The sequence below is a fragment of the Stenotrophomonas sp. 05N423 genome (genome assembly GCF_056397145.1).
The window spans coordinates 670,918-684,933 of the sequence record NZ_JBFTMV010000001.1 but is presented as its reverse complement, the minus strand read 5'-3'; the positions used below and the strand labels follow the sequence as shown (position 1 = coordinate 684,933).

At 68.7% G+C, this 14,016-nt stretch carries 11 protein-coding genes, 2 tRNA genes and 1 pseudogene; 9 read left to right on the top strand and 5 right to left on the bottom strand.

Annotation, left to right across the window (positions count from 1 at the left end; all coding sequences use genetic code 11):
* Positions 1-76 precede the first annotated feature (76 nt).
* The 3 genes from metX to AC1DGW_RS03130 all read left to right on the top strand — a co-directional run bounded on the left by metX (position 77) and on the right by AC1DGW_RS03130 (position 2,666).
* Positions 77-1,198: a homoserine O-acetyltransferase MetX gene (metX, locus tag AC1DGW_RS03140; protein ID WP_478019270.1), complete on the top strand. Its 1,122-nt coding sequence runs from the start codon at positions 77-79 to the stop codon at positions 1,196-1,198.
* Positions 1,199-1,305: 107 nt separating this feature from the next.
* A complete protein-coding gene (locus AC1DGW_RS03135) occupies positions 1,306-2,157 on the top strand; it encodes a DNA ligase (protein WP_478019268.1) in 852 nt (283 codons plus the stop codon).
* Positions 2,158-2,249: 92 nt separating this feature from the next.
* Positions 2,250-2,666, top strand: coding sequence for a hypothetical protein (locus AC1DGW_RS03130; RefSeq protein WP_478019266.1), 417 nt, complete (start codon positions 2,250-2,252; stop codon positions 2,664-2,666).
* Positions 2,667-2,853: 187 nt separating this feature from the next.
* Here the strand turns inward: AC1DGW_RS03130 and cydC are convergent, their stop codons facing one another.
* Both cydC and cydD read right to left on the bottom strand, forming a co-directional pair.
* Positions 2,854-4,545, bottom strand: coding sequence for a thiol reductant ABC exporter subunit CydC (gene cydC, locus AC1DGW_RS03125; RefSeq protein ID WP_478019264.1), 1,692 nt, complete (start codon positions 4,543-4,545; stop codon positions 2,854-2,856).
* A complete protein-coding gene (gene cydD / locus AC1DGW_RS03120; protein WP_478019262.1) occupies positions 4,542-6,242 on the bottom strand; it encodes a thiol reductant ABC exporter subunit CydD in 1,701 nt (566 codons plus the stop codon). Before cydD ends, cydC begins: the two co-directional genes overlap by 4 nt.
* Before the next feature lie 195 nt (positions 6,243-6,437).
* Between cydD and AC1DGW_RS03115 the strand changes: the two genes are divergently transcribed.
* The 6 genes from AC1DGW_RS03115 to AC1DGW_RS03090 all read left to right on the top strand — a co-directional run bounded on the left by AC1DGW_RS03115 (position 6,438) and on the right by AC1DGW_RS03090 (position 11,082).
* Entirely contained in the window at positions 6,438-8,015 is a 1,578-nt protein-coding gene (locus tag AC1DGW_RS03115) for a cytochrome ubiquinol oxidase subunit I (RefSeq protein WP_478019260.1), read from the top strand.
* 15 nt (positions 8,016-8,030) lie between these two features.
* Positions 8,031-9,182 carry a cytochrome d ubiquinol oxidase subunit II gene (cydB, locus tag AC1DGW_RS03110; protein WP_478019258.1) on the top strand — a complete coding sequence of 384 codons (1,152 nt, stop codon included), beginning with the start codon at positions 8,031-8,033 and terminating at the stop codon, positions 9,180-9,182.
* Between the two features lie 40 nt (positions 9,183-9,222).
* Positions 9,223-9,333: a cytochrome bd-I oxidase subunit CydX gene (cydX, locus tag AC1DGW_RS03105; protein ID WP_055769487.1), complete on the top strand. Its 111-nt coding sequence runs from the start codon at positions 9,223-9,225 to the stop codon at positions 9,331-9,333.
* A gap of 59 nt (positions 9,334-9,392) precedes the next feature.
* Positions 9,393-9,469, top strand: a tRNA-Pro gene (locus AC1DGW_RS03100).
* Between the two features lie 161 nt (positions 9,470-9,630).
* Positions 9,631-9,707, top strand: a tRNA-Pro gene (locus AC1DGW_RS03095).
* A gap of 160 nt (positions 9,708-9,867) precedes the next feature.
* Positions 9,868-11,082 carry a CynX/NimT family MFS transporter gene (locus tag AC1DGW_RS03090; RefSeq protein WP_478019255.1) on the top strand — a complete coding sequence of 405 codons (1,215 nt, stop codon included), beginning with the start codon at positions 9,868-9,870 and terminating at the stop codon, positions 11,080-11,082.
* A 70-nt stretch (positions 11,083-11,152) separates the two neighbouring features.
* Here the strand turns inward: AC1DGW_RS03090 and AC1DGW_RS03085 are convergent.
* The 3 genes and pseudogenes from AC1DGW_RS03085 to AC1DGW_RS03075 all read right to left on the bottom strand — a co-directional run.
* Positions 11,153-12,436 (bottom strand): annotated as a pseudogene (locus AC1DGW_RS03085) (glutamate-5-semialdehyde dehydrogenase); the annotation flags it as partial.
* Between the two features lie 28 nt (positions 12,437-12,464).
* Positions 12,465-13,616: a glutamate 5-kinase gene (gene proB / locus AC1DGW_RS03080; RefSeq protein WP_478019253.1), complete on the bottom strand. Its 1,152-nt coding sequence runs from the start codon at positions 13,614-13,616 to the stop codon at positions 12,465-12,467.
* A gap of 4 nt (positions 13,617-13,620) precedes the next feature.
* Positions 13,621-13,890, bottom strand: a complete 270-nt coding sequence (locus AC1DGW_RS03075) for a YciI family protein (RefSeq protein WP_478019251.1) — start codon at positions 13,888-13,890, stop codon at positions 13,621-13,623.
* Between the last annotated feature and the right edge of the window lie 126 nt (positions 13,891-14,016).

Sequence of the window (14,016 nt, the reverse complement as noted above, 5' to 3'; positions counted from 1 at the left end):
CCACGCCTCATGCCCTGATAACACCGGGGCATCAGGTGAGGTCCACGTATCGGCGCACGGCCGGTAGAATCGGCCGATGACCGAGTTCATCCCCGAAGGCAGCCGCTTCCACGCGCTCGCCTCGCCCTTCCCGATGAAGCGCGGCGGCCAGCTGCAGGGCGCGCGCATCGCCTACGAGACCTGGGGCACGCTGGCCGCCGATGCCGGCAACGCCATCCTCATCGTCACCGGCCTGTCGCCCGACGCCCACGCCGCCAGCCATCCGGGCAACACCGCGCCCGGCTGGTGGGAGCCGATGCTCGGCCCCGGCAAACCGATCGACACCGACCGCTGGTTCGTGGTCTGCGTCAACTCGCTGGGCAGCTGCAAGGGTTCGACCGGTCCGGCGTCCCTCGACCCGGCCACCGGCAAGCCCTACCGGCTGTCGTTCCCCGAGCTGTCGGTGGAGGACATCGCCAACGCCGCGGCCGAGGTGGTGCGCACGCTCGGCATCGGACAGCTGGCGTGCCTGGTCGGCAACTCGATGGGCGGCATGACCGCGTTGGCGTTGCTGCTGCAGCACCCTGGCATCGCACGCACCCACATCAACATCTCCGGCAGCGCGCAGGCCCTGCCGTTCTCCATCGCCATCCGCTCGCTGCAGCGCGAGGCCATCCGCCTGGACCCGGCGTGGAACGGCGGCGACTACGACGAGGCCCACTACCCGGAATCGGGCATGCGCATGGCGCGCAAGCTGGGTGTCATCACCTATCGCTCGGCGCTGGAATGGGACGGCCGTTTCGGCCGCGTGCGGCTGGATTCGGAGCAGGGCGACGACGACCCGTTCGGCCTCGAGTTCCAGGTCGAAAGCTACCTGGAGGGCCACGCGCGCCGCTTCGTGCGCCGCTTCGACCCCAACTGTTACCTGTACCTGGGCCGGGCGATGGACTGGTTCGACCTGGCCGAGTATGGCGACGGCGACGTGATGGCCGGCCTGGCGAAGATCCGCGTGCAGCGGGCGCTGGCCATCGGCGCCAACACCGACATCCTGTTCCCGGTCGAACAACAGCAGCAGATCGCCGACGGCCTGCGCGGCGGTGGCGCCGACACGCAGTTCATCGGCATGGATTCGCCGCAGGGCCACGATGCCTTCCTGGTCGACTACGACCGTTATGGCCCGGCGGTACGCGGCTTCCTCGACACGCTGCCGGTCCGTTGACCGACAACCTGGTGGCGTCGGCGCCTACGCGCTTTTCCAGCTACGGCTGATCCAACGGCTTTTGCCGTGCACGCATGCTGTCCCTGCCCCATTCACGCGGAGGGACCATGCGACGCCTGCCGACACTGCTGCTGTACCTGTTGCTGCTGCCGCTGGTTGCGGTGGCGGCGGCGCCTCCGCTGATGCTGGCCGGCCAATGGCGCGACGGGCCGGACGTGTCCCGTTACTGGGTGAGCGAGAAACTCGACGGCGTGCGCGCACACTGGGACGGGCAGGCGCTGTGGACGCGCGGCGGCCATCGCATCGAGCCCCCGCCCGGATTCACCCGCAACTGGCCCGTGCAGCCGCTGGATGGCGAGCTGTGGGGCGGCCGCGGTCGTTTCGAGCACACCAGCGCCATCGTGCGCATGCATCCGCCCGACGATGCCGGCTGGCGAAGCCTGCGCCTGATGGTCTTCGACCTGCCCGGGCACTCAGGCACCTTCGACCAGCGCCTGATGGCCCTGCGCATGCTGGTCGCACGCGCTGCATCTCCCAGCCTCGAGCTCATCCCGCAACAGCGCGTTGCCGATACCACCGCGCTGCATCGCCATCTGGCAGCCACGGTTGCGGCCGGAGGCGAAGGACTGATGCTGCACCATCAGGACAATTACTACGTTGCAGGCCGCAGCGGCGGCCTGCTCAAGCTCAAGCCCTGGGACGATGCCGAAGCACGGGTGGTCGCGCATCTGCCAGGCAAGGGCAAATACGCAAATCTGCTAGGCGCGCTGCTGGTGGAGCGCGCCGATGGCGCGCGCTTTCGTATCGGCAGTGGTTTCAAGGACGCCCAGCGCATGGCGCCGCCGCCGGTCGGCAGCCTGGTCACCTACCGCTACAACGGGTTGACCACGAACGGCCTGCCACGGTTCGCGCGCTTCCTGCGTGTGCGCGATGAAGCGCCACCAGGCAACACTCCATGATCCGGGTGTTCATCATCGGCGGGAAGGGATCGACCTCTCCCGGATCGGAAACGATGGCTATAGTGCCGCGACGTCTACTTCGAACCCTCACCATGAAGAAACGTCTCCACCGCATTGCTGCGGCCACCAGCCTGCTCCTGGCGTGCACCAGTGCCATGGCCACTCCCCCGGATTCACCGGAGGCGCTTCGACAGAGCCTGCTGGATGCCAATTCGCGAAACGACGTGTCCGCCGCGCAACGGTTGTTATGCGGCGACGGAGCCGAACCGGAGGCGCTTGCGGTATTCCAATGGCTGTTCGCCAGGGACGTTGGCACCGGAATCATCTCGGCCACTCTTGAGCCTGCTCCGCCAGCACTGGCCGGGGAGGAATTCACGGTCAAGCCGGATGGCCTGCTCCATCTGCATTTCGACAGCCACGACAAGAATGGCGACCCCAACCCGGAGCCATCCGTGGCCTACCCCTTCGGGAAGATCGGTGACACTTACTGCTTCCTCGTTCCGTTGTAGGAACCGGTGGCGCTGGCGTTCCACTCAACCTGCTGGTCAGGTGGGTCATTCTGCCGGCGGTTGTGGACTACACCCTGGGCAAACAGATGGTGCCTCACGACAACGGGCTCTGCGTATTTTCCCTGCCCACCGCACGTCCACAGCGCCATCGCCCAGATGCCCGTCCCATGGCGGTAAAGGCGCCCCCCTATTCCAGCCCGTGGCTGCCTGTCACCTGCGTCAGGCACCCTTGTTGCAGCCGGTATTCGCGGTGCACTACACCGTCCGGCAGATGGCCGTGGGTGATCATCAGCAGGCTGCGTGACCCCAGAGCCGCCGCCAGATCGACGAGCAGCGCGTCGGCGGTATCCACGTCCAGGCCTTCGGTCGGTTCGTCGAGCACCATCAACGGCGCGTCGCGCAGCAGCGCGCGCGCCATCGCCAGGCGGCGCGCCTGCCCCGCGGACATCGTGCCGCCGTTCTCGCCGACCCATGCCGGCAACCCGCCCTGGTGGCGCGCCCAGTCACCCAGCCGCACCTGTTCCAGCACCGCCCACAATCGCGCCTCGTCGGCCTGCGGATCGCCCAGCCGCAGGTTGTCGGCGATGCTGCCCGCGAACACCGGCGCGCCCTGCGGCAACCAGGCAATGTGTCGGTGCCAGTCGTCCTGCGCGACCTCGCGCAGGTCCACGCCGCCCCAGCGCACGGCGCCCTGCTGCGGATCCCACAACCGCAGCAGCAGGGCCGACAGGGTGGTCTTGCCGCAACCGCTGTCGCCGCGGATCGCGATGCGTTCGCCGGGTCGAAGCTGCAGATCGATGCCATCGAGCAGGCGCCGGTGTTCGCCTGGCCAGGCGAACACCACCTGCTCGAATGAGAGCGTGGCTGGCGGTTCCGGCAGCGGACGCGGATGTGCGGGATCGAAGACCGATGGCGCCTGCCCGATGATGGCCTGCAGCCGTGCCGCCGATACGCGTGCCGACTGCAGCGCCTGCCAGGCCAGGCCGCAACCGGCGGCGACTTCCAGCAACGCCACGGTCAGGAATACCAGCGTGGCGGCCAGCGGCGCATCCACCCTGCCGGCCTGGAAAGCGGAAAGTGCCAGCCACAGCATCGCCAGCAGGCCCAGTCCGGCGCTGGCCGAATGCAGTACGTTGCCGGCGATCAGGCGACCGCGGCGCAGGTGGTCGTCGCCCGCGAGCTGGCGTGCCGCGCCATCGACGCGCGTGCACCAGTCGTCGCGTGCTTCCAGCGCGGCAAGGTCGGCGGCGCCTTCCAGCCCTTCGTAGGCCAGCGTACGCAGTCGCGTGCGATGCAGCGCGCGCCGGGTTTCGCCGGCTTCGCCGCGACGCACGGCCAGCACCGGTACGCCGACGCCCACCAGCAGCGACAGCAGGAGCAACAGCACCGCCGCCGGCCAATGGATGCTGGCGGCGACGGCGATCGCCGCCAGCGCAATGCCGGCCAGTGCCAGCAGCGGCCCCACCGCACGCACCAGCAGGCCGTCGACCTCTCCGATGTCGGACATCAGCCGCGCCAGCAGTTCGCCGGTGCGCGTGCCGCCCAGGCGCGCCGGCGCCAGCGGCAGCGCGCGCCGGAAGAACCACACGCGCAGATCGCGGGCGATGCGCAGGGTCGCGTCGTGGCCGACCAGCTTCTCGAAGTAGCGCGAAGCGATGCGCACCAGGGTCAACGCGCGGATTCCCGCCGAGGGCGAGAAGAAGTTGAACGTGGCCCCCGCGCCCAGCGCGCCGGCCAGCGCAGCGGCGGTCAGGAAGCCGCCGGACAGGCCCAGCAGGCCGATACCCGCCAGCATCGTCACCAGCAGCAGCACCACCGCCAGCAGCAGGCGCCAGCGATGCCGCGCGAACACCGCGCGCAGGGAATCGTCGCCGCTCATGCGTGTCCCCCGTCATGCAGCCGCACCACGCGATCGGCCCATTGCATCGCCGCCGCGCTGTGCGTGGCCATCAACACCGCGCGGCCGCGGGTGAAACAGGCCAGCGACTGCAGCAGGTCGGCCTCGGTCTGCGGATCGAGGAAGGCGGTGGGTTCGTCCAGCAGCAACAGGTCCGGATCGCGCAGCAGCAGCCGCGCCAGTCCGATGCGCCGCGCCTCGCCGCCCGACAGGCCGAAACCGCGCTCGCCGATCACCGTATCCAGCCCCTGCGGCAACTGCCCGGCGAACCGCATCACCTGCGCGGCCTCGGCCGCCGCGCGCAGCCGCGCGTCACAGGCGCCGGGATCGGCCAGGCGCAGGTTGTCAGCGATGGAACCGTGGAAAAGATACGGGCGCTGCCCGGCGTAGCCCACGCGCACGCCATCGCGCAACACGATGCGCCCGCCGCGTGGCGGCAACCAGCCAGCCAGTGCTTCCAGCAGGGTGCTCTTGCCGCTGCCACTGGAACCAACCAGCGCCAGACGCTGCCCCGCCTCGACGTCCAGCGAGAAACCGGTCAACACATCGTGGCCGGCCCCCATCGGGCGCAGCACCAGCGATTCGGCCACCAGCAGCGGCGCATGCGCCTGCGCCGGTTCCGGCGCGCACAGCGGAACCGCCGGTACCGCCGTATCCTCCACGTCGCCGCCTTCCAGCAGGCGCTCGACCTCGGTGGCGGCAGCCAGCGCATTGGCGCGGTCATGATAGTGCGCGGCCAGCCGCCGCAGCGGCGCGTAGAACTCCGGCGCCAGCAACAGGCAGAACACGCCCGTGCCCAGCGTCGGCACCGTGGCATGCAGCGAGATCATCCCCAGGTAGCTCAACCCCAGGTACAGCGCCACCATCGCCACGCTCACCGAGGCGAAGAACTCGAGCACGGTGGAGGACAGGAAGGCGATGCGCAGCACCTTCATCGTACGCACGCGCACGCCTTCGGCGGCGGCGCCGATGCCGGCCAGTTCGGCCTCGCCGCGGCCATACAGGCGCAGCAGCCCCAGGCCCTTGATGCGGTCGGCGAAATGCCCGCCCATCCGCGCCAGTTCCTGCAGCTGCTCGCGGCCGGCGGCCTCCGCGCCCCAGCCCACCAGCATCATGAACACTGGCACCAGCGGCCCGGTGCCCAGCAGGATCAGGGCCACGGTCCAGTCGACCCAGGCCACCGCCGCGACGATCAGCAGCGGTACCACCATCACCTCGGCGCGCACCGGCTGGAAACCGGCGTAATAGCCTTCGATGGCATCGCCATGGGCGAGCAGCAGTTCGCCCAGTTCGCCGCTGCGCTGGCGGCGCAGCCACAACGGTCCCTTGCCGAGCAGGCGCCGGTAGACCTGTTCGCGCAGCGCCAGCCGCGCGGTATCGGCTACCTCGCCGGCCGCCTTCTGCGACAGCCCGCCCAGCGTACTGCGCAGCAGCAGGACCAGCGCCAGCGCACCGAATACCGGGCCCAGCTGCGCGACCGGGCGGTGCTCGACGAGCACGCCCTGGATCAACCAGGCGATCGCGCCGGCCTGCACGACCAGCAGCGCGCCGGACACGCATGTCGCCAGTGCCGCGCGCCGCTGCTGTCCGCGCGCGGCGGCGGCAAGCGAGGACAGCCACTGCTGGTGGCGGCGGCGCTGCCGGCGCGTGGCGTCAGCCGGGTGGGAAACCTCACTCAAGACGGGCAACCTGCTGGGAAGAATCGATGCGTCGGTGCGCACATGATCGCATCCGCGCGCGCCGCACGTTCACCGCTGCGACGCGATGTCGCATTGATCCAGGTCAAGGGTGGGATCACCATTCATCATCGAAAATTCACAGCCCTTCCCCCGTACCGCCGCCATGATGCACCAAACCCGAAAGGTAGCCAGGCCATGATCGACACGACAGTCGTAGATCTGTCGCGCCTGCAGTTCGCGCTGACAGTGATGTACCACTTCCTGTTCGTTCCATTGACCCTGGGACTGTCTTTCCTGATCGCGATCATGGAAAGCGTCTACGTGATGACCGGCAAGGACGTCTGGCGGCGGATGACGCTGTTCTGGGGCGTTCTGTTCGGCATCAACTTCGCCATGGGCGTGGGCACCGGCATCGTCATGGAATTCCAGTTCGGCATGAACTGGTCGTACTACAGCCACTACGTCGGCGACATCTTCGGCGCGCCGCTGGCCATCGAAGGGCTGATGGCGTTCTTCCTCGAAGCGACCTTCATCGGCCTGTTCTTCTTCGGCTGGAGCCGCCTGAGCAAGGTGCAGCACCTGACCGTCACCTGGTTGATGGCGCTGGGCACCAATCTGTCGGCGCTGTGGATCCTGATCGCCAACGGCTGGATGCAGCACCCGGTCGGGGCGGTGTTCAACCCCGAAACCATGCGCATGGAAGTCGTGGACTTCATGGCCGTGCTGTTCAATCCAGTGGCGCAGGCCAAGTTCGTGCACACGGTCTCGGCGGGCTACGTCACCGGCGCGGTGTTCGTGATGTCGATCAGCGCGTTCTTCCTGCTGCGCAACCGGCACCACGACGTGGCGCGCCGTTCGTTCGCGGTGGCCGCCGCATTCGGCCTGTTGTCTTCGCTGTCGGTAGTGGTGCTGGGCGACGAGAGCGGCTATGCCGCCAGCGAGCACCAGAAGATGAAGCTGGCCGCCATCGAGGCGATGTGGGAGACCGAACCGGCGCCGGCCGACTTCACCGCCTTCGGCATTCCCAACCAGCAGACCCACCAGAATGACTACGCCATCAGGATCCCCTACCTGATGGGCCTGATCGCGACCCGCTCGCTGAACCAGCCCATCCCCGGCATCCTGGAACTGGTCGACCGCGCCGAGCACCGCATCCGCGGCGGCCAGTTGGCCTATGGTGCGCTGGAACGCATCCGCGCCGACCGCAACGACCGGCAGGCGCGGGAAATGTTCGACCGGCACTGGCAGGATCTGGGCCACGGCCTGCTGCTCAAGCGCTACCGCGACGACATCCTCAACGCGACGCCGGAGGAAATCTCGCGCGCGGCGATGGATACCGTGCCGACCGTGCTGCCGTTGTTCTGGACTTTCCGCGTCATGGCCGGGCTGGGCTTCTACCTGATCGCCTTCTTCGCGGTGGCGTTCTACTACTCCTGCCGCAACAACTTCGAGAACAAGCGCACCTTCCTGAAGATCGCGCTGTGGACGTTGCCGGCACCATGGATCGCGATCGAGTGCGGCTGGTTCGTCGCCGAGTACGGCCGCCAGCCGTGGGCGGTGGACGGCGTGCTGCCCACCTTCTACGCGGCCTCGGGCCTGGCGCTGCACCAGATCGTACTGACCCTGACCGGCTTCGTCGCCCTGTACACGGTGCTGATGATCATCGAGATCAAGCTGATGCTGAAGGCCATCGCCAAGGGGCCGGACGAGATCCTGCCCTCGCTGCAGCCGCCGGCATCCCCGCACGCCGCGCCGGCCGCCGGCCAGGCCTGAGGCAAGGAGACTTCCATGGACTTCATTTTTCTGGACTACACCACACTGCGCGTGATCTGGTGGCTGCTGCTGGGCGTGCTGCTGGCCGGCTTCGCGGTGATGGACGGTTTCGACCTGGGCGTGGGTACGCTGCTGCCATTCGTGGCGCGGACCGACGACGAACGCCGGCTGGTGATCAACACCGTCGGCCCGGTGTGGGAAGGCAACCAGGTGTGGCTGATCCTCGGCGGCGGCGCGATCTTCGCCGCGTGGCCGCCCCTGTATGCGGTGAGCTTCTCCGGTTTCTACCTGGCGATGTTCCTGATCCTGTTCGCGTTGATCCTGCGTCCGGTCGGCTTCAAGTACCGCGGCAAGCTGCCCAGCCAGCGCTGGCGCGACAACTGGGACCGCGCGCTGTTCGTCGGCGGCTTCGTGCCGGCGCTGATCATGGGCGTGGCCGTGGGCAACGTGCTGCTCGGCGTACCGTTCCACTTCGACGACAGCCAGCGCGTGTTCTACACCGGCGGCTTCTTCGGCCTGCTGACGCCGTTCGCATTGCTGGCCGGCCTGCTCAGCGTGGCGATGCTGGTCGCCCACGGCGCGGCCATGCTGGTGCTCAAGACAGACGGCCCGGTGGCCGAGCGCGCATCGCGCATGGGCAGCGTCGCCGCCCTGGCCAGCTTCGCCCTGTTCGCCGTCGGCGGCGCCTGGGTCGCGCTGGGATTGCCCGGCTACGCCATCACCTCGCAGGTGGTGACCGACGGCCCCAGCAATCCGCTGCTGAAGACGGTCCAGATCACCGCGGCCGGTGGCTGGATGCACAACTACACGGCCATGCCGGCGACGATCCTGGCGCCGGCGGCGGGCCTGCTCGGTGCGCTGGCCGCGGCGGTGCTGCTGCGCATGCGCCGCGGTGGCCTGGCCTTCCTCGCATCGGGCGCGTCGATCGTCGGCATCGTCCTCACCGTCGGCTTCGCGTTGTTCCCGTTCCTGCTGCCCTCCTCCAGCCAGCCCGGGTCCAGCCTGACCGCGTGGGATGCCTCCTCCAGCCACCTCACGCTGTGGGTGATGCTGCTGGCCACCGCGCTGCTGCTGCCCATCGTCGTCGCCTACACCACCTGGGTGTACCGCGTGCTCAAGGGCAAGACCACGCTGGAAGAGATGGGCGGCAACCCCAACGCCTACTGACGATTTCACTCTCCCCATCACGCCATCAAGGAGTCTTCCCATGTGGTACTTCGCCTGGATTCTCGGTGTCGGCCTGGCCTCCACCGTCGCCATCCTCAACGGCATGTGGTTCGAGGCACGCGAACAGCGCAGGGCCGAAGCCGGACGATAGGAATCGCGTTTCCGGTATTGCAAGAATGCGTGCCGGAGAGTATCTTTCCGCCTCCTTCGCGGGGTGTAGCTCAGTCTGGTAGAGCGCTACGTTCGGGACGTAGAGGTCGCAGGTTCGAATCCTGTCTCCCCGACCAAAGGTCGAAACATCGAAGCCCGGCAGACGGCAACGTCCGCCGGGCTTTTTCGTGTTCCGCACCCGATACCGGCAGGGCCATGGGACGGTCCGCGATGATCCGGCCAGATGAGGAAAACAGTTGCGCGCCCCCGTCCTCGCCGCTATCATAGGCGGCTCCTTCGGGGTGTAGCTCAGTCTGGTAGAGCGCTACGTTCGGGACGTAGAGGTCGCAGGTTCGAATCCTGTCTCCCCGACCAGTTCGACAGAAGCCGGCCTTGCGCCGGCTTTTGTTTTTTCGCCACCCATGTCGAACCCAGCGGGCCATCGACGGGCGATCCCAGGAACCGCTCCCGGCGATTCCGTCGTTTTCCGCGGACAACGCTTCCCTCCCCGCCTTGTCCGCGCCGGAGTCACGCAATGTCCCATCCCGCCTCCACGGCACCACGGGCCTCCCTGTTCAAGGGCCGCCTGCTGGCCTTCGCCGCCATCATCCTGGTCTCGGCCAACCTGCGCAGCGCGGTCACTTCGCTGACGCCGCTGCTGGACCGCCTCGGCCACCTGTTCGATTTCGGCAGCACCATGACCGGCGTGCTCGGCATGATGCCCACCGCCGCGTTCGCCCTGCTCGGCCTGAGCACCCCGCGCCTGATCCGTTGGCTCGGGCTGGAACGTACCGCCGCGCTGACCATGCTGCTGGCCACCGCCGGCCTGCTGCTGCGCGCCAGCGCCGACAGCATCGGCATGCTGCTGGCAGGTTCGGCGGTCGCGCTGGCCGGCATGGGTATCGGCAACGTGGTGGTGCCGCCGCTGGTCAAGCGCTACTTCGCCGACCGCGTCGGCACGCTGAGCACGCTCTACATCACCGTCCTGCAGGCGGGCACCATGGTCCCGGCGCTGCTTGCGGTGCCGGTGGCCGACCGTTTCGACTGGCGCATCTCGCTGGGCATGTGGTCGCTGCTGTCGCTGGCCGCGCTGCTGCCGTGGATCATGCTGGCCCGGCGCGCGCCGCGGCCGCAGGCCGCCGCGGCCGACACCGTCGTCCATGCGCCGGGACGCGTGTGGAAGACGTCGCTGGGCTGGGGCATGGCGCTGATGTTCGGCATGACCTCGCTGGGCACCTATTCGCTGTTCACCTGGCTGCCGAAGGTGATGGTCGAGGCCGGTGCCAGCGAAGCGTTCGGCGGCATCATGGTCGCGGTGTACTCGGCCATCGGCCTGCTGCCTTCGCTGCTGGTGCCGGCGCTGGCGGTGCGCATGCGCAATCCGTTCCCGATCGCGATGCTGGTGTTCGGCCTCAACGCCGTCGCCTTCGCCGGCCTGCTGTGGGCGCCGATGCAGGCGCCGTGGCTGTGGGCGGTGATCGCCGGCCTGGGCCCGTCGACCTTCCCGCTGGGCCTGACTCTGATCAACCTGCGCACGCGTACGCCGGCCGGCTCGGCCGCGCTGTCCGGCTTCATGCAGGGCGTGGGCTACAGCCTGGCCAGCCTCGGCCCGCTGCTGTTCGGCTGGCTGCACGGCTTCAGTGGCGGCTGGGCATGGTCGTTCGCCTTCCTGATGCTGTGCTCGCTGGTCCTGCTCGTCGCCGCCTGGTTCGCCTGCAAGCCACAGCAGTTGGAAGACCATTGGAGCTAGACGCAGGAGCGCACCTTGGTGCGCGATGAGGCATTACCGGGAAAGCTCCATCGCGCACCGAGGTGCGCTCCTACGACCTGACCTGCCCCTCGCCGCGCACCACGAAGCGCTCGACAGTCAGCGCCTCCAGCCCCATCGGGCCGTAGGAATGCAGGCGCGTGGTGGAGATGCCGATCTCCGCGCCCAGCCCCAGTTCGCCGCCATCGGAGAAACGCGACGAGGCGTTGACCATCACCACCGCCGAACGCAGCGCATGCACGAAGGCGTCGGCATGGGCCGCATCGCCGGTGGCGATGACTTCGGTATGGTCTGATGTGTAGCGCTGGATATGCGCAATCGCCGTCTCCAGCGAATCGACCACCCGCACCGCCAGGATCAGGTCCAGATATTCGGCGGCATAGTCGGCCTCATCCGCCGGCACCACATCGGCCACCAGCGCCTGCGTGGCCGCATCGCCGCGCAGCTCGACGCCGCGCGCGCGCAGCGCAGCGGCGGCCATCGGCAGGAAGCGCGGCGCGATGTCGGCATGCACCAGCAGGGTTTCCAGCGAATTGCAGGCCGCCGGGCGCGAGACCTTGCCGTCGACCAGCAGGCCCAGCGCCAGCTGCAGGTCGGCGCTGTCGTCCACGTACAGATGGCACACGCCCTTGTAATGCTTGATCACCGGCACCCGCGCGTGCTCGGCGACGAAACGGATCAGGCCTTCGCCGCCGCGCGGGATCGCCAGGTCGACGATGTCGTTGAGCTGCAGCAGTTCCAGCATGGTCTCGCGACGCAGGTCCTCGACCAGGGTCAGCGCGGCGTCGGGGACACCGGCCGCGCGCAGGGCGCGCTTGAGCGTGGCGGCGATCGCGGTGTTGGAGTGGATCGCCTCCGAGCCGCCGCGCAGGATCACCCCGTTGCCGGCCTTGATGCACAGCGCCGCCGCGTCGGCGGTCACGTTCGGGCGCGCCTCGTAGATCATCGCGATCACGCCCAGCGGCACGCGCACCTTCTGCACGCGGATGCCGTTGGGACGCACGTAATCGCGGGTGACCTCGCCGACCGGATCGGGCAAGGCGGCGACTTCGCGCAGGGCGTTGGCCACGCCGGCCAGGCGCTGCGGATTCAATGCCAGGCGATCCAGCATCGCCGCGCCCACGCCCTTGTCACGCGCGGCCTGCAGGTCGCGTTCGTTGGCGGCGAGGATGCCGCCGGCATCGGCATCGAGCGCGTCCGCCATCGCTCCCAGCAGGTCGCGCCGTGCCACGCTGGAAAGCCGCGCCAGCACCTGCGAAGCATCGCGGCACTGCAGGGCGAGGGTCTTGATGTCGGTCATGCGTGCAGCTCCCGGGTGATGCGGAATCGTCGTACCTGTCGCCGGTCTTCCGCAGGACGGGTGGTCATGGCAGCAGGACCAGGTCGTCGCGGTGGATCACGTTGTCGCCATAGGTGTAGCCAAGGAGGGTCTCGATCTCGCGGGTATGGCGGCGACCGATGCGACGCACGTCCACCGCGGAGTACTGGCTGATGCCGCGCGCCACGCATTGCATGCCGCCCTCGCCGTCCACCCGCACCTCGATCATGTCGCCGCGGCGGAACTCGCCCTCCGCGCCGGTCACGCCACCAGGCAGCAGCGAGGCGCCCTTTTCGCGCAGGGCACGCGCCGCGCCCGCGTCGATCACGATGGCACCCGGCTCGACCGGCGCGTGCCGCAGCCAGTATTTGCGCGCGGCGATGCGCGAGCGCCCGGCATGCAGCCGCGTGCCGCGCAGCCGGCCCTGCGCCAACCCGCGCACCACCTCGCCGCTGCGGCCGTTGAACAGGAAGGTGTCGATGCCGGCGGCGCCGGCCTTGGCCGCGGCCTGCAGCTTGGTATGCATGCCGCCGGTGCCGACCGCGCTGCCGCTGCCGCCGGCCATCGCCATCACCTCGGCGGTCAGCTCGGCGACTTCGTCGATCGGCCGCGCCTGCGGATCACGGCGCGGATCGGCGGTATACAGGCCGTCGATGTCGGTAGCAATGAACAACGCATCAGCATCGACCAGTGCGGCGACGATGGCCGCCAGGTTGTCGTTGTCGCCGAGCTTGAGTTCGTCGACCGAGACCGTGTCGTTCTCGTTGATCACCGGCAATGCGCCGAGGGCCAGCAGTTCATTGAGCGTGGCACGCGCGTTGAGGTAGCGGCGGCGGTTGCGCAGGTCGTCGTGGGTGAGCAGTACCTGCGCCACCGGCCGCTCGAAGAAGCGCTGCCACAAGGCGATCAGCTGCGCCTGCCCGAGCGCGGCCAGCGCCTGCCGCGCGGCGATCGCCGCGCCGGCCTCGGCCGCCTTGGGCACGATGGCGCGACCGGCGGCGACCGCGCCGGACGACACGACCACCATCTCCCTGCCGGCCAGCAGGTTGGCCGAGACGAACTGCGCCAGCCCCAGCGCGAAGCGCGGGGTCAGGCCACCGCCATCGGCCGCCAGCAGGCTGCTGCCGACCTTGAGCACCGCGCGCCGCCACGGCGGCAGGATCTGCTCGACGAAGGGCGAAGGCGCGGCATCGTTCATGGGCTCAGCGGGTGTTCCATTCATGGATGCTCAGCTCCGAGCAGCCCTGCAGGGCCAGCGGATCGGTCGCGACGATGGCGCGCGCCTGCTCCAGGTCATCGACATCGCACAGCACGTAGGCGCCGCCGCTGCCATCGCCGAAGCCGCCGGTCAGGTGCAGCCGCCCCTGCGCGCGCAATGCATCGAGAAAGGCCTTGTGCGGCTCGATCACGCTCGCATCGAACGTGGGTTTGCGCATCGCCATCACCAGGTACAGCTTCACGTCGTTCTCCATGGCATGGGGTGCCGTCGCGGATGTTGCACTGCCGCGCGGCAGATGTGGGGAATGCTTTCGTTTCCAACCAACTGGCGATCCATCCATCGCGCGTAGATGCAGGGCTTGCCCCGCATTGGGCCTTCC